This is a genomic window from Tenacibaculum profundi (assembly GCF_057162725.1).
The window spans coordinates 2,654,214-2,676,266 of sequence record NZ_CM169894.1; the positions used below are offsets into that span (position 1 = coordinate 2,654,214).

General features: G+C 31.9%; 17 protein-coding genes. 7 read left to right on the top strand and 10 right to left on the bottom strand.

The features are described 5' to 3' along the window. Positions 1 to 86: 86 nt before the first annotated feature. The 6 genes from AC2GW8_RS10795 to AC2GW8_RS10820 all read right to left on the bottom strand — a co-directional run bounded on the left by AC2GW8_RS10795 (position 87) and on the right by AC2GW8_RS10820 (position 8,772). Positions 87 to 1,061, bottom strand: a complete 975-nt coding sequence (locus AC2GW8_RS10795) for a hypothetical protein (RefSeq protein WP_440879882.1) — start codon at positions 1,059 to 1,061, stop codon at positions 87 to 89. Positions 1,062 to 1,517: 456 nt separating this feature from the next. Next, positions 1,518 to 3,053 carry a YifB family Mg chelatase-like AAA ATPase gene (locus tag AC2GW8_RS10800; protein ID WP_440879883.1) on the bottom strand — a complete coding sequence of 512 codons (1,536 nt, stop codon included), beginning with the start codon at positions 3,051 to 3,053 and terminating at the stop codon, positions 1,518 to 1,520. A 173-nt stretch (positions 3,054 to 3,226) separates the two neighbouring features. Beyond that, a complete protein-coding gene (locus AC2GW8_RS10805; protein ID WP_440879884.1) occupies positions 3,227 to 5,206 on the bottom strand; it encodes a protein-disulfide reductase DsbD family protein in 1,980 nt (659 codons plus the stop codon). A 1-nt stretch (position 5,207) separates the two neighbouring features. Next, positions 5,208 to 6,539: a tRNA lysidine(34) synthetase TilS gene (gene tilS, locus AC2GW8_RS10810; protein ID WP_440879885.1), complete on the bottom strand. Its 1,332-nt coding sequence runs from the start codon at positions 6,537 to 6,539 to the stop codon at positions 5,208 to 5,210. A gap of 4 nt (positions 6,540 to 6,543) precedes the next feature. Then, positions 6,544 to 7,374 carry an alpha/beta hydrolase gene (locus tag AC2GW8_RS10815; protein ID WP_440879886.1) on the bottom strand — a complete coding sequence of 277 codons (831 nt, stop codon included), beginning with the start codon at positions 7,372 to 7,374 and terminating at the stop codon, positions 6,544 to 6,546. Between the two features lie 84 nt (positions 7,375 to 7,458). Continuing rightward, the gene (locus AC2GW8_RS10820; RefSeq protein WP_440879887.1) at positions 7,459 to 8,772 is read right to left on the bottom strand and encodes an anthranilate synthase component I family protein; all 1,314 of its coding nucleotides are present in this window, start codon (positions 8,770 to 8,772) and stop codon (positions 7,459 to 7,461) included. Positions 8,773 to 8,874: 102 nt separating this feature from the next. Here AC2GW8_RS10820 and AC2GW8_RS10825 point away from each other — a divergent pair, with 102 nt between their 5' ends. From AC2GW8_RS10825 to AC2GW8_RS10840, 4 genes are read left to right on the top strand one after another with little or no spacing between them, the layout of a single operon-like run. After that, positions 8,875 to 10,101 (top strand): Nramp family divalent metal transporter, encoded by a 1,227-nt coding sequence (locus AC2GW8_RS10825; RefSeq protein WP_440879888.1) that lies wholly within the window; start codon positions 8,875 to 8,877, stop codon positions 10,099 to 10,101. Continuing rightward, positions 10,102 to 10,839 carry a 5-oxoprolinase subunit PxpA gene (gene pxpA, locus AC2GW8_RS10830; protein ID WP_440879889.1) on the top strand — a complete coding sequence of 246 codons (738 nt, stop codon included), beginning with the start codon at positions 10,102 to 10,104 and terminating at the stop codon, positions 10,837 to 10,839. 60 nt (positions 10,840 to 10,899) lie between these two features. Then, complete coding sequence (pxpB, locus tag AC2GW8_RS10835) at positions 10,900 to 11,628, top strand: 5-oxoprolinase subunit PxpB (RefSeq protein WP_440879890.1); 729 nt, start codon at positions 10,900 to 10,902, stop codon at positions 11,626 to 11,628. After that, positions 11,625 to 12,488 carry a 5-oxoprolinase subunit C family protein gene (locus AC2GW8_RS10840; protein ID WP_440879891.1) on the top strand — a complete coding sequence of 288 codons (864 nt, stop codon included), beginning with the start codon at positions 11,625 to 11,627 and terminating at the stop codon, positions 12,486 to 12,488. Before pxpB ends, AC2GW8_RS10840 begins: the two co-directional genes overlap by 4 nt. Before the next feature lie 41 nt (positions 12,489 to 12,529). On the opposite strand, the gene AC2GW8_RS10845 is transcribed toward AC2GW8_RS10840, so the two are convergent. The 4 genes from AC2GW8_RS10845 to AC2GW8_RS10860 form a co-directional block, all read right to left on the bottom strand. Beyond that, positions 12,530 to 14,824, bottom strand: coding sequence for a sodium-translocating pyrophosphatase (locus AC2GW8_RS10845; RefSeq protein WP_440879892.1), 2,295 nt, complete (start codon positions 14,822 to 14,824; stop codon positions 12,530 to 12,532). A 109-nt stretch (positions 14,825 to 14,933) separates the two neighbouring features. Next, on the bottom strand, positions 14,934 to 15,461 hold the full coding sequence (locus tag AC2GW8_RS10850; protein ID WP_440879893.1) for an inorganic diphosphatase: 528 nt from the start codon (positions 15,459 to 15,461) through the stop codon (positions 14,934 to 14,936). A gap of 101 nt (positions 15,462 to 15,562) precedes the next feature. Continuing rightward, positions 15,563 to 18,067, bottom strand: a complete 2,505-nt coding sequence (locus tag AC2GW8_RS10855; RefSeq protein ID WP_440879894.1) for a DUF5686 family protein — start codon at positions 18,065 to 18,067, stop codon at positions 15,563 to 15,565. A gap of 75 nt (positions 18,068 to 18,142) precedes the next feature. Next, on the bottom strand, positions 18,143 to 19,123 hold the full coding sequence (locus AC2GW8_RS10860; protein WP_440879895.1) for a pyruvate dehydrogenase complex E1 component subunit beta: 981 nt from the start codon (positions 19,121 to 19,123) through the stop codon (positions 18,143 to 18,145). Between the two features lie 430 nt (positions 19,124 to 19,553). On the opposite strand from AC2GW8_RS10860, the gene AC2GW8_RS10865 reads away from it, so the two are divergent. The 3 genes from AC2GW8_RS10865 to AC2GW8_RS10875 all read left to right on the top strand — a co-directional run bounded on the left by AC2GW8_RS10865 (position 19,554) and on the right by AC2GW8_RS10875 (position 22,052). Then, the gene (locus AC2GW8_RS10865) at positions 19,554 to 20,294 is read left to right on the top strand and encodes an electron transfer flavoprotein subunit beta/FixA family protein (RefSeq protein ID WP_440879896.1); all 741 of its coding nucleotides are present in this window, start codon (positions 19,554 to 19,556) and stop codon (positions 20,292 to 20,294) included. A 67-nt stretch (positions 20,295 to 20,361) separates the two neighbouring features. After that, positions 20,362 to 21,315, top strand: coding sequence for an electron transfer flavoprotein subunit alpha/FixB family protein (locus tag AC2GW8_RS10870; RefSeq protein ID WP_440879897.1), 954 nt, complete (start codon positions 20,362 to 20,364; stop codon positions 21,313 to 21,315). A gap of 137 nt (positions 21,316 to 21,452) precedes the next feature. Next, positions 21,453 to 22,052, top strand: coding sequence for a bifunctional nuclease family protein (locus tag AC2GW8_RS10875; RefSeq protein ID WP_440879898.1), 600 nt, complete (start codon positions 21,453 to 21,455; stop codon positions 22,050 to 22,052). Position 22,053: the final 1 nt, after the last annotated feature.

The following is a 22,053-nucleotide window of genomic DNA, read 5'->3' on the forward strand; positions in this document are numbered from 1 at the left end:
TTAAAAAAGAGGCTAGTCGTATAGCCTCTTTTAAGTGATCAATTATAATAAAATATATAAGAATTATTTTTGCTGTTAAACAACTCTTATATTTTACTGACCCAGGCTCTTACTCTAATTTCTTTCGAGTATTCTTCATTTAAATCTACTAAATAAGCTTTTGTAAGAAAATCAGCAAAGAAATCTTTGGCAAGAACAGACCAGAAATAACTTCCATGGTGTATTTTTCCAAAATCAGCACCAACTCTACCTTTAAACTCAAGTGGAACTCTCCATTTAGTTTTAAAGTTTTTATGACGTTCTACTAACTCCCAATTGGCTACATGACCAGCAGGAACCCATATTCCATTTCCACCACGTATAACTTCAGTAATTTTTTTTGAATGGCTTCCACCACCACCAGCAGATAGTCCAACAGCAACTTCTATGCTTCCTTTAGTAACTAGAGGTACTCCGATACTTCCACCTACTTTTGTGCTAATATTACCGGTAACATTCCAATTAGATTCATTACTCGTTTCAATTCTCCATTCACCTGATAATTCCATGAATTTTCTTTCTCCTGAATTGTTTACTTCAGATCTTGAAGCAGTCCCTCTGATTCTTTTGAAAGAGGTAAAATTAGTATTTTCATTATCGAAGTCATTGATAGGTTCTCCTGTAGCCCTAAACTCAGCATGCCAATCTTGTTCTGAGTTTGGGTTTGTACCCTCTCCTAAATTACGTTCATTAATAAATACACCTTTTGGTTGGTCTGTTCCTCTGTTAAAAACTTTAGTAAATTGCTCTTTAGCATCGTTAACATTATTATAATTGATATTAACGCTTTCGCTGAGTTCTTTTAAATTTTCTTTGTTGAGTGTTTTCCATTCTCCATTAATAATTTCTTGTTTTCTAGATTGATTTTTTCTTGAAAAGTCACTTTTAATTTTTATTGCAGGGCCGTAAACAAACTCTACTTGATTTTGATTAGTAGTAGGTTCTTCATTAATCTTATTTTCACAAGAAAATAAGAATGTCACTAATAAAGAGCTACAGATAATAATTCCTTTTTTTTTCATGTTTTTTATAATTTAGGATTTATAATAAAACAGATGGTTTTTTACGTCAGCATAAAAAACACATCGTATTTTTAATTTTAAAAGGAAACACGTAAAAATGTTTAAAAGTATTGCGTATATGTTTATTTAGTTTTTTTTTAAGTAATCAAATAAATGATAGTAGTATATAAATCATGCATAAAATAAAAATATCAACGTATTTAAATAATCGTAATTTATTGTGAACTATTATATTAATAAAGTTTGATTTTTTGTTTCGTCAGAATTTACCTTAAAGTTGGATCTATATTATAATAAAAAAAATGTTAATCTGTTTTATTTAAAATGCAAGAGTTTATGGTAAGTGTAATCGAAAGTATTTAAATTTTTCAATATTGAATAGCAAAAAATAACAGTATACTCCATAAATTAATTCAAATATTTAACGATAGAAGTTCGTGTTTAAAATCTGTTAAATTAATGCAACCAACCATCTCTATCTAAACTTCTATATTGTATTGCTTCAGAAATATGATTTGGTAATATAGCCTCTTCATTAGCTAAATCAGCAATGGTTCTTGAAACTTTTAATATCCTATCATATGCTCTGGCTGATAAGTTTAAAGTTTCCATAGCTTTTTTAAGAAGTAATTTACTATCCTTTGATAGCTTACAAAATAGTTTTATATGTTTAACATCCATTTGTGCGTTGTAATGTAAATTACTAATCGCTTGAAATCTTATTGACTGTTTTTCTCTTGCTTTAACAACTCTTTCTCTAATATTAGAACTACTTTCACTTTCTATGTTGTTAGAAAGTTTTTCAAAAGAAACTGGAGCTACCTCCATATGAATGTCTATTCTATCTAATAATGGACCAGAGATTTTATTTAAATATCGTTGGACTTCTAATGGCGACGAAGAAGTAGGAGTGTTAGTGTTATAAAAAAATCCAGAAGGACTAGGATTCATACTAGCTACTAACATAAAACTACTTGGATAGTTTACAGTAAATTTAGCTCTAGAGATAGTTACTTCTCTATCTTCTAGTGGTTGCCTCATTACTTCTAAAACACTTCTTTTAAATTCAGGAAGCTCATCTAAAAATAAAACGCCGTTATGAGCAAGGGATATTTCACCAGGTTGAGGGTATTGTCCTCCTCCAACAAGTGCTACATCTGAAATGGTATGATGAGGTGAGCGAAAAGGTCTTTGATATACAAGACCTGTATTTTTAATCTTACCAAAGACTGAATGAATTTTAGTAGTTTCTAAAGCTTCGTAGATTGTCATGGGAGGAAGAATTGATGGGAGTCTTTTTGCAAGCATAGTTTTTCCTGACCCCGGTGGACCTATGAGAATGATATTATGTCCACCAGCAGCAGCGATTTCCATACATCTTTTAATTCCTTCTTGACCTTTCACATCAGAAAAATCAAATTCTGATGATTCTAAATGTTGACTGTACTTCGCTTTTATATCAACTTTTGTTGATTGTATTTTAGATGTTCCGTTTAAATGATTTATAACTTGTGTTATATTTTTTACTCCCAAAATATTTAATCCATCAACAATACCAGCTTCTTCTGCATTTTCTTCAGGTAAAATAAAATGTTTGAAACCCTCTTCTTTAGCCTTTAAAGCGATTGATAGGGCTCCTTTTACGGGTTGAACGCTACCATCAAGTGATAATTCTCCCATTATTATATAGTCGCGAATGTTTTCAGAATTAATTTGTTTTGAAGCGGCGAGAATTCCAATGGCTATTGTAACATCGTAAGAAGCGCCTTCTTTACGAATATCAGCTGGAGCCATATTAATAGTGATTTTTTTTCCGGGGAGCCTGTACCCAATGTTATTAAGGGCAGCAGAAATGCGATACGAACTTTCTTTAACGGCATTATCAGGTAAACCGACTAAATGGTAACCAATTCCTTTTCCAATATTAACTTCTACAATTATAGTTGTCGCTTCTATACCAAATACGGCACTACCAAATATTTTTTTTAACATAGCTTTTTTATTTGTATAAATATAGGTATTAAAAAATAAATAACATATTATCAATGTTTACAAGTAGATAAATATGTATTTATTAGTTAGTTTTTTGATGTGTTTTTATACAAATAAAAAAGAGGAAGTATCTTTTAAATATACTTCCTCTTTTTTTATTCTATTATAAACTTTTAATTTATTTCTTTAAAACGATTGATACTAGTTTTTAACCACTTTTCATAAGTGTCTTTATCGGTATATTGCTCTGGTGAGTTTAATACTTCTAAATTTGGACTCAAAGCAACATAAAAAGGTTGAGATGCTATTTTGAAATTAGCCGTTTGAAGCGTAGCCCATTTGTCACCATAAGTTCTAATTCTTTTAAGTTTCCCGTTAGGTTTAATGTAATCGAATTGTTCTTCCTTTGAAAGCATTTTTTGATGATCATCAACATAGAGCGAAATGATAATAAAGTTATTGCTGAGCATCTTATAAATATCAGGCTGACTCCAAATATTTTCTTCCATTTTTCTGCAGTTTACACAAGCCCATCCAGTGAAGTCTAATATTACAGGTTTATTAACCTCTTTGGCATGAGCAAGTCCTTCTTCTATATCTTTAAAACAGGTTAAATTTAAAGGACATTGATTGTCATCTTGTTTGTAAATACTGTGGAACTTTGGAGGAGCAAAACCACTTAATAACTGGCTTTGATCCCATGTAGGTTTTTGTAAAACACCAGGAGCTAAATAGACTGCAATTCCAAGAACTAAGACACCTAATAAAACTCTAAACATTGATACTTTACCATATTTTTTACCAATTAGTCCAAAAAGATATAGTGCCATTAAAACAGCTAATATAGTCCATATACCTATAAATATTTCTCTTTTAAGAAGATTCCAGTGACCAACTAAATCAGCATTAGATAAAAATTTAAAAGCAAGAGCTAATTCTAAAAATCCAAGAGAAACTTTAACAGTGTTTAACCAACTACCAGATCTTGGTAACTTGGCCATCCATTTAGGAAAGTTTGCAAAAACAGCGAAAGGTAGCGACAAAGCTAAACCAAATCCAACCATACCAGATGTTAATAACATAGCTCCTCCATCCGAAGATAAAGATCCTGCCAATAACGAACCTAAAATTGGTCCCGTACAAGAAAAAGAAACAATAGCTAATGTTAAAGCCATAAAGAATACTCCTAAAATACCACCTACACTAGATGCATTATCTGCTTTATTTGTCCAAGATGCAGGCAAGGTTAATTCGTATAGTCCAAAAAATGAACCTGCAAAGAAAACTAGAACAACGAAAAAGAAAATGTTTAACCAAATATTAGTTGAAATATTATTCAGTATTTCTGGATCTAAGGTATCAAGAAAATGAAAAGGTAGGCTTAAAAGGCCGTATATTAGAACTATAAAAAAACCATATAATAATGCACTTCCAGATCCACTTTTGGAGTTTTTTTCATTTTTCTTTGTAAAGAAAGAAACTGTTAATGGAATCATTGGGAATACACAAGGTGTTAAAAAGGCCAATAAACCTCCTACGAAACCGAGTAAAAATACATTAAGTAGACTACTATTCTTTTTTTCACTTTCTTTGGAAGTTGCTCCTTTGAGCATCGACTCATTTTTTAGATCTAATTTAAGAGACTCAGATAGAACCTTACTTCTTTCGTCTAATTCTGTGACTGTTTGTACTACTTCTCCTCCTTTTAGAGAAAAGGTAAACGTGAAGTCTTCATCAAAAGGTAAACAAAATTCTTTACAAACCTGCGCATCGAGATTAAGCATTATTTTAGTCAGCGCAGTGTCTTGAACGGTAATACGTTGTACTAAAGTAGCTTCGTCAACAAAGAAAATCTCGTCTTTTCCCCAAATTTCACTGAATTCAGTTTCAGTTTCACTTTCTTCAGCTTTACCAACTAAAGTATAACCTTCCTCACCTTCAGCGGGAGAAATAGTCATCGGTAAAGAAGCGTCTTCTGGATTGAATTGGGAATACAAATGCCAGTCTTCAGCAATTGATATTTCAAAAATTAAATCGTATTCAGTGTCTGATACTTTTTTAACAGATGGTGTAACTTCCAAGGGAGCGTCATCAGTTTGGGAAAAAGTAACAAAACCTATAAAAAACAAAAAAAGAGTAATAAGTTTTTTCATTCTATAATAATTTACAGGGGTTGATATATAATATTTGTAAAATACTGGTTGATTCCTTTTTTGGTACGAATCTTTGATCTTGTCTCATACCAATAATCCAAATTACTTCATCTTTACTGGAACAAAGCAACCATGTATTTTGTTTTTCTATTAATGATAATTTTTCATCTTTAAAATATTTACTAACTTTTTTCCTTCCCTTCATTCCTTTTGGAAAAATCAAATCGTTAGTTTTATATTTTCTAACAGTCAGGGGGTAATTTAGTAAATTTTTATCAACATAAATAGAATTTTTATCTAAATATGTCATTTTTTGAACGTTTTTAAACATCAAACTTACAGGCACTGAGATATTTGAGGAGTTTCTTTCTATAGAATACTCTTTATCAGGGGAATTAAGTTTGTGAAGTGGTAAAAGTAATAAAAATTCTCTGTCTTTTTGTAAAGTATGTGATTTTGTTCTTATTAATTTTCCGTTTTCTGCATTTATTAATTTATAGACGTCACTCCATTTTGTGAAACCATAGGGGTGCAAAATCTGGTACAAATAAATATTCGGATTAGATAGCTCTTTAATTTTTTGAATGTCAATTTGTAAGATATCACCATGTTTTTTAGAAACTTTTCTAGTGACCTCTAAAGTCATGTCGTTAATTATTTGCTGGCTATCTCTTAAATATGTAATTGTATTGGAAAATGAACTAAGAAAACTAGGATTGATTTTTTTTAAAGTTGGAATGATTTCATGACGAAATTTATTTCTTAGGTACTTTACTTCGGAATTACTGCTATCTTCTCTCCAACTAATTTTATTTTTAGAAGCGTAATTTTCTATTTCATCCCTAGAGAAGAGTAAAAAAGGCCTAATAATATAGTCATTCTTTTTGGGAATGCCTGTTAAACCAGTTAAACCGCTTCCTCTTGTTAAATTGATTAAAAACGTTTCTAAATTATCATCTGCATGATGTGCTGTAACAAGGTAATCATAATCAAAATCGTCAATTAAAGAGGCAAACCATTCATATCTCAGTTCTCGAGCAGCGATTTGAGTTGAAGTTTTTTTCTTTATAGCATAATTAAATGTATCGAATTTTGTTGTGTGAGTCTTTACTCTTAGCTTTTTTCCTAACTCTAAAACGAATAGTTCATCGTTGTCACTTTCCTCTTTTCTTAATTGAAAATTACAGTGAGCCAATGAAAGGTCATTAAATATTTTTTTTAGTAAATGAGCAGCAACCACACTATCAATACCACCTGATATTGCTAAAACCAATTTTTTTCCAAAAATAAAAGGAAATTCAGCGTTTAAATGCTCAAGAAGTTTATGCTCCATTTGATCAAGAAACCTGTGTTTTTGTATGAAGCCAATTGATAATATCTTCTAGGAATTCTTCTTTACAAAAGTCGTTTTGTAATTCATGATACCCACCTTTAATTAACTTTAATGTTGCTAGACTCGAATTTTTAACAAATTCTTCTGAACCTCTATAATCAATGATCTTATCATCAGTTCCATGAATTACTAACATAGGAGTAGCCAACTTATTTGCATTTGAGATAGCCCATTCGCCAGCATCAATAAAATCTATAGAAAAATTAGGGCTTACCTTATCATGAACTAAAGGGTCTTCAATATATTTTTGAACTTCTATAGGATCTCTTGAAATGTCATTAGGGTCTAATTCATTTCCAAGTGTTATTGATGGAGCTATTTTTTGAACAACTTTGCCTAAGTATAATTTCCATGCAGGCGGCTCGAATGCAAGACGTAAAAAAGGGCTCGTGGCGATTACTCCGTTTAGAATATTTTTTTTACGTAAAACATAGTTAATAACAGCATTACCTCCCATTGAATGACCATATAAAAACAATGGAAAGTTGCCAAACAGATCTTTCGCTTTGTGTATTAATTCTGATATGCTGTCTAGTACAAAAGAGTATCCGGGATTATGGCCTCTTTTACCTTTTGTTTTTCCATGGCCGAAGTGATCAAATGCGATGACAGCAAAATCGTTTGCTACGAGTTTTTGAGCAACATGTTGGTATCTACCAGAATGTTCTCCCATTCCGTGAATAATTACTACAACAGCTTTGATCTTCTCTGGTTTCCAGTACTGTGCAAAAAATAGTGTTTCATGAAATGAGTAAGTGAAGCTCTCTTGAGTCATATTGATTTCTTAATTATGATTTTGTTTGCAAAATATAAAAGGTAAGTAAAAATAAAGCATTAATCAAATTATTTTTTTCTCTTATCAATTAGTTAAAACATGTTTCATAGCTTTAGCTTTTAGTAAACATTCTTCATATTCCTTTTCAGGTATAGATTTTGACGTTATGGCGCTCCCAACCGAAAAGGAAAGATATTGGTTACTTTTGTTATACAAAATACTTCTAATGATTACATTAAAATCGAAATTCCCGTCTGGTGTAAAGTATCCAACGGTCCCTGAATATAAGCCACGTTTGCTTTCTTCAAGCTCTTCTATTATTTTCAAGGCTGATACCTTGGGTGCACCTGTCATACTGCCCATTGGAAAAGTTTTCTTGATAATATCAACAGGGTGTGTTGAATCATCAACAGTTGAAGTTACGGTAGAAATCATCTGATGTACCTGTTTAAATGTGTATACATTACATAATTCTTCAACATTTACGCTACCTTTTTTGGCTGTTTTTGATAGGTCATTTCTTATAAGATCAACAATCATTATATTTTCAGACCTTTCTTTATCATCTCTGGAAAGATCAAAGGCAATCTTATCATCATCAACTTTATTTACAAATCTTTTTGCTGTACCTTTAATAGGCTGGGAAATTATTTTATTATTCTCTTTTTTAATGTACCTTTCTGGGGATGCTGAAAGTAAATAAAGATCTTCTTTTCTGAGAAACGTGGCGAACGGAGGTTCGGATATTGCATTTAAATGTTTATACATTTCGTAAGAATCAATATTCACGTTCTCTACATAAAATTCCTGACAAAAATTAGCCTCATAAATATCCCCTTTGTGGATATGATCTAAAATTTCTGTAACTTTTTGACGGTATTGATTTTTGTGAATTCTTAGTTTTATTTTAAGCGAGTGATTATCTTTCGGTTTTCTTATTTCATAATTGATAATAGTTGGATTAGCTTGCGTAATTTCTTCAAAATCTTCCTCTAACTCGTCATCTATTAAATTTAAATAGCTAAAAACAACATTTTTATCTTTTATCGTTATTAGTTTTTGCGGTTGAAAAAAGAACAAATCAGGAAAATGAAGGCTATCTGGATTGTTAGATTCTAATGCCTCAACGTCATTTTTAACATCGTATGAAATATAACCAAAAATATAATCTTTTGTTAGTGATTGGTATTCTTTTAGCTTTTCAAAAGCATTAAAGTAGTCTGTTTTGATCGAGGTAAACTCTTCAACAGCAAGCATACAGTCAAAAGAGCTATATTTTTGCTGGTAATTATTTGAGTCTAGCCATACAACCGTTTCATATTGTTTAGACCAATCAAATAATTTTTGTTTGAATTCAGTTGGATTGTCTATTGAAAAATTGCGAATCACTCTTTGCATTGAGCAAAAATAAGAAACCCAAATAAAACAAATGTAAATGAGCTACGAAACTTAAATCAGATAATTTCTTTTTACTACATTTAGCAGAATAAATATATTACTATGCTTAATAAATTGTTTAAAAATATAGGCCCTGGTACTCTTGTAGCTGCAGCTTTTATTGGACCGGGTACAGTTACTTTATGCACGTTGGCAGGAGTTCATTTTGGAACACATCTTTTGTGGGCTATGTTACTCTCAATATTTGCCACCATTACACTTCAGGAAATGGCTGCAAGGTTAGGTATTATTTCTCAAAGAGGCTTGTCAGAGGTTTTAAGAAGTGAGTTAAAAGAACCAATACTAAGGGGCTTTATGATATTTCTCATTCTTTCTGCTATTGTTATTGGTAATGCTGCGTATGAAGCTGGTAATATTAGTGGCAGTGTTATCGGGATAGAGTCTATTACAGGGAGTTTTAGTATAAAATTTGGGACTTTTTCTTTGAACTTTTTTAGTATTCTTATTGGTTTAATAGCATTTGGACTATTGTTAATTGGAAATTATAAGGTATTGGAGAAGGTTTTAGTTATTCTTGTTCTATTAATGAGCATATCTTTTGTTATTACAGCTGTGATAACTAAGCCAAGTTTATCAGCTATTTTAAAGGGGGTGTTTTTGCCTACTATTCCTGAAAATAGTCTTTTTACTATTATGGGTTTAATAGGAACAACTGTAGTGCCATACAATTTGTTTTTACATGCCTCTTTGGTTAAAGAAAAATGGAAAAATAAAGAGGGATTAACGCTTGCTAAAAAAGATACTATTATTTCAATTTTGATGGGTGGAGTGGTGTCTATGTCGATTATCATTTCAGCCTCTGGTATTTCATCTGGAAGTATCAATAATGGAGCTGATTTAGCTTTAGGTTTGGAACCTTTATATGGCTCATATTCAAAGTTTTTTCTTGCTATTGGGTTGTTTGCAGCTGGTGTAACATCTTCCATAACAGCCCCTTTAGCCGCTGCTTTTGTTGTTAAAGGGTGTTTAGGATGGAAAGGTACCATGAAGTCAATTAAGTTTAAGTTAATTTGGGGAGGGATTTTAGTCTTAGGAGTTATTTTTTCATCCATAGGGATAAAACCGATTGAGATTATCAAGTTTGCTCAAGTAGCTAATGGAGTATTATTACCTATCATTGTTGGAGTCCTCCTCTGGATAATGAATAAGAAAAATGTCTTGGGAAAATATCACAATACAAGACTTCAGAATTTTATTGTATTGTGTATACTGGCAATAACTATCTTTTTGGGGCTGAGGAGTATTCTAAAAGTATTTAATTTATTATAAATGGTTGTAGATATAAATTGTGATGTTGGTGAAGGAGTAGGTAATGAGGATTACCTTTTACCTTTTATTTCCTCTTGTAATATTGCCTGTGGTGGGCATGCGGGTGATGCTAATATTATTAACGAGGTTATACAATTGGCAAAAAAGTATCATGTTAAAGTAGGTGCCCATCCATCATTTCCAGATAGAGAAAATTTTGGGAGGAAAGTTATTAATATTCCTTCAAATAAGCTGAGAAAAAGTCTTGAAGATCAGATTCTACTTGTAAAGGAGAGTTTGATGAAATTTGGTTTAAGCATGCATCATATAAAAGTACATGGAGCTCTTTATAATCTTGCTGCTGTTGATGAGAAAACAGCCCAAGTAGTGGTAGATACTGTTTTGGAATGTTGTCCAGAAACCTATTTATATGTTCCCGATCAATCAGTTATTTCTAAGTTAGCAAAGGGTAGAGGAGTTCAAATAAAGTATGAGGCTTTTGGAGATAGAAATTATAATGAAAATTTAACACTTGTCTCAAGATTACATAAAAATGCTTTAATAAATCAAAAAGAAGAAGTTTTTTCGCATATACTCACTGTTTTGAACACAGGAAAGGTGAGAACGATTACAGGTAAAGAAATTCCTTTATTAGCTGATACATTCTGTATTCATGGGGATCATAAAAACGCTAATGAGTTGGTTAAATATCTCTTTGATGAATTTAAGGCTATTAAAGTTGAAGTAGCTAAGTTGTAGTAAATGGATAACTATTATTTTTTAGAACTAGGGCTAATCAAAATTTAAAACAGCGTTGCTTTGAATAAATTTGAACTAAAATACAAGATTTTCGGAGACCAATCTATCATAATAGAATGGGAAAAGACAATAGATGAGGTTATTCTAGAAGACATTATTGGCCTAAGACAAAAAATTATCGATTCCAAACTTTTTCTACTTGATGATATAGTGATGGGTTATAATTCAATGACACTTATTTTTGAGAGTAATCTAGTTGATTTTAAAAAAAATATTCAAGAATTAAAAAAATTATATGAAACCCAACCTATATTAAATAAAGTAGAGCGTATACTGTGGAAAATACCAGTATGTTATGATAGAAAATTTGGGATTGATTTAAATGAAATTATCAATAATAATTGTATTTCTATTGATGAGATAATCAATTTACATACAAAAATGATTTATACCGTTTTTTTTATTGGTTTTTTACCTGGTTTCTTGTATTTAGGAGGTTTAGATAAAAAGCTCCATATCGACCGAAAAGATACGCCAAGACTAAAGGTTTCCAGAGGTTCTGTAGCTATCGGTGGAAGTCAAACTGGTATTTATCCAATGGAAAGCCCGGGAGGTTGGCATATTATAGGCAGAACTCCTGTTTCCTTTTTTGATGTAAATAAAACTGAACCATGTTTTGCAAAACCTGGAGATAAATTAAAGTTCTATTCGATTAGTGAAAAGGAATATTTAGCAATAGAGAGAGAGGTGTCCACAGGAAAATTTAACTTAAAAAAAGAAGTTTTATGATAAAAGTTCTTTCTTCTGGCTTTTATGCATCAATACAAGACTTAGGTAGATATGGATACCGGTCTATTGGAGTTCCATTAGGAGGTGTAATGGATTCTTATTCAGGTAAGTTGGTTAACATTTTATTGGAGAATAATTTGAATGATGCTGTTATAGAAGTGTTTTTTGGAGGGGTACGATTGTTGTTCTTAGAAAACTGCTATTTATGTGTATCGGGAGCAGATTTCTCTGTATCATTAGATTCTAAATTAATTAGGTTAAATGTTCCTTTTTTTGCTAAAAAAGGAAGTGTTTTAGCTTTTGGGAAAAGAAAATATGGCGCAAGAACTTATATTGGTGTCAAAGGAGGAATTAAAACAGATAAGGTTCTTAAAAGTAGAAGTTGGTTTGAGGGAATTACTTCAAACACGAAACTAGAAAAAGCAATGCTACTACCTTTCCAGAATAATTTTAAGTACCAGTTGAACAACTTTAGAGGAGTGATTAGAACTCCATCAAATTTTTTTTTAAATAATAATATTCAATGTTTCGAAGGGGCAGAATTCAACTTGTTGTCTAACGAGCAAAAAAAAGCCCTAACAAGTCAGCACTTTGTAATATCGAACGACAATAGTAGGATGGGATATCGTTTAAATAAATTAATACCAAATAATTTTGGTTCAATGTTGACATCTGCAGTTTTGCCTGGTACAGTGCAACTTACACCATCTGGCAAATTAGTTATATTGATGAGAGATTGTCAAGTTACAGGAGGTTACCCAAGAGTATTGCAATTAACTGAAAATGGAATCAACCGATTAGCTCAAAGAACAACAAATGATAGTTTACAGTTTATGATAAATAAAAGTCCCTACATTTAAAATTTAATGTAAGGACTTAATTTTATAAAGGATTGATACTTTTATTTTTCTTTTTCTATGTTAGTTATAACTTTATCATTTTTACTTATAGTATTTGAAGAAACGACACTATCATAAATAGTAACTTTTTGAATTTCGTGATCTATTTTTTCTGAATTTGCTTCATGATCAATATTGCTTTTAGACGAATGTCCCCCTAAAATAGGAGCAATTACTAACCCAACTAAGCAAGTTAGCTTTATTAAAATATTCATAGAAGGACCAGAGGTATCTTTAAAAGGATCACCTACTGTATCACCTGTCACTGCTGCTTTATGAGCATCTGATCCTTTGTATGTCATTTCACCATTTATTTCAACTCCAGCTTCAAATGATTTTTTGGCGTTATCCCATGCTCCTCCTGCATTATTTTGGAAAATAGCCCACATTACTCCTGAAACACATACACCGGCCATGTATCCGCCTAAAGGTTCTGCGCCAAATATAATTCCAATAATTACTGGTGTTATTATGGTAATTAATCCGGGTAATAACATTTCTTTTAATGCTGCTTTTGTTGAAATATCAACGCATTTAGCGTATTCAGGTACGCCTGTTCCTTCCATAATGCCTGGTATTTCATTAAATTGTCTACGAACTTCATGAACCATCTCCATAGCAGCTTTACCAACAGATTGCATTGCTAATGCTGAAAATATAACAGGAATCATACCGCCAATAAATAAAGCAGCTAATACATCGGCTTTAAAAATATTGATTCCATCTATCCCAGTAAAAGTAACATAAGCTGCAAATAAGGCAAGTGCTGTTAAGGCTGCTGAAGCAATGGCAAAGCCTTTTCCGACTGCGGCAGTTGTATTTCCAACAGAGTCTAAGATATCTGTACGCTCACGAACATGTTCTTCTAGGTCGCTCATTTCAGCTACACCTCCTGCATTATCTGCAATAGGCCCGAATGCATCAATTGCTAATTGCATAGCTGTAGTAGCCATCATCGCGGAAGCTGCTAATGCAACTCCATAGAAACCAGCAAAATAATAAGACCCGTAAATCGCAGCTGCAAATAATAGAACAGATAAAAAGGTAGATTTCATCCCTACAGCTAAACCAGCAATTATATTAGTTCCAGCACCTGTAGCACTATTTTGTACAATATCTAAAACCGGTTTTTTACCTAGACTTGTGTAGTAAGATGTAACAATAGATATTAAGGCACCAACAGCTAATCCAATACAAGCAGACCAAAATACATTAATTGAGTTTACTTCTTGTATTCCTTCTCCAAAATAGTTCATTTGTAGAGTTTCGGGTAACATCCACTTTATTAAGAAAAAACTTGCTGTTAATGTAATGATAATTGAAATCCAATTTCCTAAATCAAGTGCTTTTTGAACTTGAGCTTCTTTAGCTGAATTATCTTTAATTCCAACTAAAAATGTACCTATAATTGATGATATTATACCAATTCCAGCAATCACTAAGGGTAACAGTATGGGCCCCATGCCATTAAAGTCATCAGTGTAATTAGTTCCAATTGACATGTCTCTTATTAAATAGTTTCCTAAAACCATTGCAGCTAATACCGTAGCAACATAAGAACCAAATAAGTCGGCTCCCATACCTGCAACGTCTCCAACATTATCTCCAACATTGTCAGCTATCGTAGCTGGATTTCTAGGATCGTCTTCGGGTATTCCCGCTTCTACTTTTCCAACTAAATCAGCGCCTACGTCAGCAGCTTTAGTGTAAATACCTCCTCCAACTCTTGCAAATAAAGCAATGGACTCAGCCCCAAGAGAAAAACCAGCTAGTGCTTCAAGTACAACTGTCATTTCATTGTAGAAATTATTTTGATCAACAATGAATTGATTGATGAATAACAAGAAAAAAAGTCCTAAACCTAAAACGGCAAGACCGGCTACACCAAGGCCCATTACAGTTCCACCTCCAAAAGAGACTTTTAAGGCTTGGGGTAAGCTAGTTTTTGCAGCTTCAGCAGTACGAGAATTAGCATCTGTTGCAATTCTCATTCCTATATTTCCAGCTAAAGCTGAAAAAATTGCTCCTATTATAAATGCTGGAACAATCATTATGCTTGTTGTTGACACTATTTTAGATATAGCAAATAAAGCTAATGAAGCAATAATTACAAAAATTAATAATAGGCGGTATTCAGCAGCTAAAAAAGCAAGAGCGCCATCTTTTATGCTTTTTGAGATAGATTGCATTTTTTCATTACCGGCAGCTTGTTTTTTCACCCAAATCATTTTTATATACATAAAAATGAGTCCAATGATTGCCAGTATAATAGGCGCATAAATCATGTTTTGTTTCATGTTTTTTGTTATTTGATTAGTTATAGTATTGTAAATATAACTAAATCAATGAGCAATAAAAAACTCTCAGAGTTTTCTGAGAGTTTTTATTTGTATAATTTATTACTATCTAAATAGTGAAATTTCCTTTACTTTTATGTTCGCTTTCTTTATAACGATCAATGCATTTTTGAAGAATTTCGTAAGCCTCATTAGCATCTCCCCAGTCTCCAACATCTACTTTTTTCTTTTCTAGATCTTTATATACTTGGAAAAAATGTGTGATTTCATCTTTTCTATGAGGATTTAAATCGGAAAGATCGTTGTATTTGTTCCAGATAGGATCAGAAACAGGTACACAAACTATTTTTTCATCTGGCCCCTTTTCATCAGCCATATGAAAAACACCTATAGGCTTTACTTCCATAACGCACATAGGAAAGGTAGGTTCTGCTCCTAAAACTAATACGTCTAAAGGATCTCCATCTAATGCAAGCGTTTCAGGAATAAAACCATAATCACCAGGATACATCATCGAAGAGAATAACATTCTATCAAAACGTATTTTTTTTAATTCGAAGTCATATTCATATTTATTTCTACTTCCTTTTGGAATTTCAATTAAAACGTCTACTGTTTGTTTTTCTTTTGCAGTCATATACTTGTTAACTTTTCTTCGTTTTCTAAAATAAGATGGCAAACTTAGCTATTTTTTAGCTTTTTTCAGTTAAAAAACTCTTATTTTATAGAGAGTTGGATTTATAACCCTGGCTTTATACCAATTCTAATTGCAAATTTAGGTGTTGGAAGTACTAGTGGCCCAGCTGGAGGAGTATAATTACTTCGCCATATGGCATCGATTCTAAGGAATCTAAGATTTCCATAGCCAATATTTTCAATACCTACTCCATATTCGTAATAAAGATTGTCAGGGGTGTTGTATTTTATGTTAGAGAGATTGATTGCTCTATTATCATTTGAGATACTACCATAAGCAGCTCTGAAAGTAATCAAACTTCTTAATTTAAGCTTTTTTAATAAAGGAACTCTATTAAAAATAAAACCATTAAAATGATGTTCTAAATGTGTCGCTGCATAAGCGTCTGTAACAAAATCATAATAATTTAGTAAAGAAAAAGTGTTCTTAACTAGAGAGAATGATTGGTTTGCAGGTATAGCACTTAAGATTCCGATAGGTACAGTTCCAAAAGTTTTTCCTGCTTCAAGCGTTGCGTCTAATAAACCTAATTCTCCTAAAAGTATTGGGTGATTGTATTTGAATTGAATCTTGTCATAATCATGTGTTCCGTTAAAAGGTCCCTTATAGCCCTTTCTATAGTTTAGTATTAATGTGGGAAAAATATTTCGTCCAAATCTTCGCTCTACCCCCAAGCCATAAACGAATCTTCCTGGTGTATAAGATAAATATATATCAGAAGCAACATCAATTGTTTCTGATTGAAAATTATAGTTTTGATCTAAATAACTCATAGAAAATTTTTCCTCGGAAGCTGAACGTATTTTTGAATGTGAAAAGTTAAATCCAACATGAAAATTCAACTTTATTTGATAATCAAAGTTAGTAGCGAATTTTTGAACTTTTGATAAGAAAAAATTATCACCTCTATTAAATAAGGCAGTTGTTCCAAAAGTATTTCCTAGTAGCTGTGTTGTATTCAATAAATTACTTCCTAATTGTTCAATATCATCCTGATAAGCCAAACCAACACTAATTCTAGGTTTGTATGACAAAAGATATTTACCTTCTATTCCGTATTTTATTTTTTTGTCTTTAAATCCATAAGCAATATGTCCAGCTAATCTGAAACGATCATCCTTTGTTTTAAAGGATCTAAAACCAAGTTTTGTTCTAAAACCTTCTATTTGATTATTCGCAAATAATGTCCATAATGGACCTATTTGAAAATCAAGTCCAGTATTAATATAACCATTAGCGAAGGTATTAATAACTCCTGTTATTGTTTGTATTCTTTTTTTATTTTTAACTGTATTAATTATAGCATAAGTTTCGTCATCAACAATTTTTGCCGATTTATTCCAAAACTCTTCATCTCTTTCAAATTGATTGGGTCTAATTTTATTCAGTTTTTTTCTGTAAAAATCTTGTGGTTTTGGATTATCAAGACTGTAATTACTAAAAGAAACAGTTTTTTTGATGGTGAGCCCTTTATTAGATTCGTTTTTATCAATTAAAGTAAAATCACCACTGTAAGTATTTTTTAAAGGAAGATAAATACTATCATTTTTAACTTCAAATTCTTTGTCGAAACTTAAACCTCTAACAAAATTTAAATTAATGCTCTTGTGAACAGCCATTTTAATTCTTTTTACAGAATAGCTTTTGTCAGCAATCCAAACATTACCTTGAAAGGCTAAATCTCCATTTCGTCTGGGAAAGAAATATATGTTATAAAGTTTCTGATTGTTGCTTGAAATACTATCATATAGCACATAGTCATAGGTTGCGAAACCATTGGATGATAGTGGGCTAACGAATGATTTTTGTAAAAGACGGATGTTGTTTTTGAATATATCAATATTTTGAAATGTATTTGACATTCTATCAAAAACGAACCCTTGTGCACCTAATCCTTCTTCCTTTTCTGCTTTTATATCTTCCCTGATAAGATTTTTTTCATTATTTCCATAAACTTTTGTTATGATTTCTTGAAGATAAATTGGTATATAATAGTTGATTCCATCATTATCGTATTTGATTTGCTTTATGTCATCTTTATAGCTTTTTTTAAAGATGCCTTTTAGAAATACTGTATCGAGGTTATTCAAACCAATTTCAATAGCTGAGTGTTTTTTGTATTCAAAGTGATTAACAAGTTTTAAACCAAGTTTTCTTTTTCTCTTCCAGAGTTCTTTTAGTATTTTGTAAGCTGGATTTTCTTCTTTTTTTAAACGCTTTTTTGGCTTTGTAACAACAACAACTTCTTCAAGCTGGTTTGATTCTTCCTTAAGAACAATATTTAAGTATTTAGTTTTTTTATTAACTTTTATCACTTGGCTTTCAAATCCAATAAACGATATTTCTAGTGTACCTCTATACTTTTTTGTTTTTAAAAAGAACTTCCCGTCATCGTCTGTAATTGTTCCGTGTGTTGTTTTCTTTAATATAACATTTACAAAAGGAAGCGGATTATTAAACTCATCAACTATTTTTCCTTGTATTGTAAGCTGGGCACTTATCGATGAGGTTATCAATAAAAATAGATATAGAATTTTATTTTTCATTCATTTTTTTTTACTTCAAAATCCTTTTGATTATGAAAATCAAAAGGATTTTGTTTTTTATTCTTTGTTATGAGGTTATTTAATATATAAAACCTCTTTTACTGCTTTTATAACATCATCAGAATTCGGTAACCATTTTTCGAGTAAAACAGGAGAATAAGGAGCTGGAGTATCAGCTGTGTTTATTCTTTTAATTGGGGCGTCTAAATAGTCAAACGCTTCCTCTTGAACTCGAAAAGTAATTTCTGAAGAAACATTACCAAAAGGCCATGCTTCTTCTAAAATAACAAGTCTATTTGTCTTTTTTACAGACTCTAAAATTGCTTTATGATCCATCGGTCTTACTGTTCGTAGGTCAATGATTTCTATAGATATTCCTTCCTCTGCTAACTTATCCGCGGCTTTATATGCTTCTTTAATTATTTTTCCGAAAGAAACAACAGTAACATCAGTTCCTTTTCTTTTAATATCAGCTACACCTATAGGTATGATATATTCTCCTTCAGGTATTTCCATTTTGTCACCATACATCTGTTCTGATTCCATAAAAATTACTGGATCGTCATCCCGTATTGCTGCTTTCAATAGTCCTTTAGCATCATAAGGATTTGATGGAACAATAACTTTTAAACCAGGACAGTTTGCATACCAACTTTCGAAGGCTTGCGAATGTGTTGCTGCTAATTGTCCTGCAGAAGCCGTGGGGCCTCTAAATACAATAGGACAATTAAATTGGCCTCCACTCATTTGTCTAATCTTAGCAGCATTATTGATGATCTGGTCAATTCCAACCAATGAGAAATTGAAAGTCATATACTCAACAATGGGACGATTTCCATTCATTGCAGAGCCAACAGCAATCCCTCCAAAACCTAATTCAGCAATCGGAGCATCAATAACACGTTTTTCTCCAAATTCATCAAGCATACCCTTACTAGCTTTATAAGCTCCGTTATATTCAGCAACCTCTTCTCCAATTAAATAAATCGTTTCATCCCTACGCATTTCTTCGCTCATTGCTTCGCAAACGGCTTCTCTAAATTGTACTGTTTTCATACGTTTTATAAGTAGTTGTTTATCAAGTCTGCAAAATTAAGAAAAATAGATTTAAAAAAGTGAATTTGTTTATGATAATAGAATTCTAAAAGTGTTAAAATGTGTGAAAATTTTGAGAACGTAAGCCTGTTTTTGAGTTTTAGCTATTCATCGATTCCTGAGAGGCTTTTTGTTTAATGTAGGTAGTTTACCTAATTAATTTTATAGTTAAATTATAAATTTTTATTTTTCATTGTAGTAAATATTAATTTTTTAGTTTTAATGGTGTTTTTATTTTCTAAATATAAATAGAGTTGTAATCATTATTGTCATTGTAAGACAATAATTAAAACTCTTTTTTTTGTAATAAAAATACTATGCGTGCATAGTATTTTTTAAAAAAAATCCTTAACTTCGTCGTTCAAATAATGATTTTTAAAAATAACGATATATGAAAATATTAGTATGTATAAGTCATGTTCCAGATACCACTTCAAAAATTAACTTTACAGACAATAATACCAAGTTCGATATAAACGGAGTTCAATTTGTGATTAATCCATATGATGAGTTTAGTTTAACAAGGGCAATGTGGTTTAAAGAAAAGCAAGGTGCTAAAGTTACAGTTGTTAATGTTGGTGGAGCTTCAACTGAACCAACGTTGAGAAAAGCTTTAGCGATTGGAGCAGATGATGCAATAAGAGTAAATGTAGAGCCTACTGATGGTTTGATGGTAGCAAAAGAGTTGGCAGAAGTTGTTAAAAAAGGAGGATATGATCTTGTTTTAGCAGGAAAAGAATCTGCTGATTACAACGGTCAAATGGTTCCTGGAATGCTTGCTTCTTTAGTGGATTACAATTATGTGAATGGATGTGTAGGTATTGAAGTTGAAGGTACTAACGTCTCTTTAGAGCGTGAAATAGATGGGGGAGAAGAAAAGGTTTCATCTGTTTTACCAATGGTTGTAGCAGGTCAAAAAGGAATTGTTGAAGAAAAAGATTTGCGAATTCCTAACATGCGAGGAATTATGATGGCTCGAAAGAAACCGTTGAGTGTTGTTGAGTCTTCAGGGGCAGTAGCAGCCACATCAACTCAAACTTTTGAAAAGCCAGCTCCTAAGGGTGCTGTAAAACTTGTAGATAGTGTGGATGAGTTAATCAATTTATTGCATAACGAAGCAAAAGCAATATAAAAAGTAAAATTAACTTGACGTTTACTTATTACAATATAGTATCGTCAAATTCAAAAAATATAAAATTATGTCTGTATTAGTTTTTGCCGATTCATCGGAAGGAAAATTTAAAAAAACAGCTTTCGAAGTTGTTTCATACGGGAAAAAAGTAGCTGAACAGTTAGGTACTGATTTAGTAACATTAACAATTAATGGTGGAGATGCTTCAGAATTATTTGTGTACGGAGCGACGAATGTTGTAGAGGTTAAAAACGACTTATCTTCATTCAATGCAAAAGCTTACGCATCTGTTATAGCTCAGGTTGCTGAGTCAAAGTCGTCAAATTTAGTGATAATTGACTCTAGTATTGATGGATTGACGGTAGCTCCTTTGGTTTCTGTTATATTGGAGGCTGGTTATGCTTCTAATGTTGTTGCTTTGCCTGAAAGTACTGATTCATTTGTTGTAAAAAGAAAGGCCTTTTCAAATAAAGGATTCAATAATACTATTATTTCTACAGAAAAAAAGGTAATTGGGTTAGCTAAAAATTCTTTTGGTGTATTTGAAAATCAAGTAAATGGTAATGTTGAGAGCTTTGAGGCGTCGTTAACTGAATTAACAGTTAAATCAGAATCTGTTGATAAAGCTACTGGAAAAGTTACGATTGCAGATGCAGATGTTGTTGTGTCTGGTGGTAGAGGGTTAAAAGGGCCTGAGAATTGGGGGATGGTTGAAGAATTAGCTGATGTACTTGGTGCAGCTACGGCTTGTTCAAAGCCTGTTTCAGATTTAGGGTGGAGACCCCATAGTGAGCATGTTGGGCAAACAGGTAAGCCTGTGGCATCAAACCTATATATAGCAATTGGTATTTCAGGAGCTATTCAACATTTGGCAGGAGTAAACGCTTCCAAAGTTAAGGTTGTAATTAACACGGATGCAGAGGCGCCTTTCTTTAAGTCGGCAGACTATGGAATCGTAGGAGATGCATTTGATGTTGTACCTGAATTAATAGAAAAACTAAGAGCTTTTAAAGAAAGTTAAGATTTAGTAGTAATATTCTTTTCAAGAAAATAGTAAAGAACGCATAATTTTATTAAATTGTGCCCACTTATAAAAGGCTGTCTACAACTTTAACAAAGCCTAAGTTAGACAGTCTTTTTTATTTTTGTTGATGATAAATGGGTCTTATAAAACTAACTATTAAAGGAATTTCCTACAGTCAAACTCAAAGCGGTGCATACGCTTTAGTATTGAGTGAAGTCGAAGGTAAACGAACATTACCAATTATTATAGGTGCTTTCGAGGCACAGTCAATTGCAATAGCGCTTGAAAAGGAGATTAAACCTCCAAGGCCGCTAACACATGATCTTTTTAAAACATTTGCAGATCGATATAATATAAAAATAAAGCAAGTAATCATCCATAAATTGGTAGATGGTGTGTTTTTCTCAAGTTTACTATGTGAGAGAGATGGAGAAGAAGAGGTTATTGATACAAGGACATCTGATGCCATTGCACTCGCTGTTCGTTTTCAGGCACCTATTTTTACTTACGAAAATATTTTAGATAAAGCAGGTATTTATTTAAAAATTGATGAGGACCTTTCCGATATTATAGAAGAAGGAGATGATGAGTTTGAATTAGCTTTAGATACTGATGAAAATACTTTTTCAGATATGTCTATTAATGAACTGCACAATCAGTTAAATGATGCTGTTGTTAATGAAGACTATGAACTTGCGGCAAAAATTCGTGATGAGATAAGTAAGCGATCTTAAA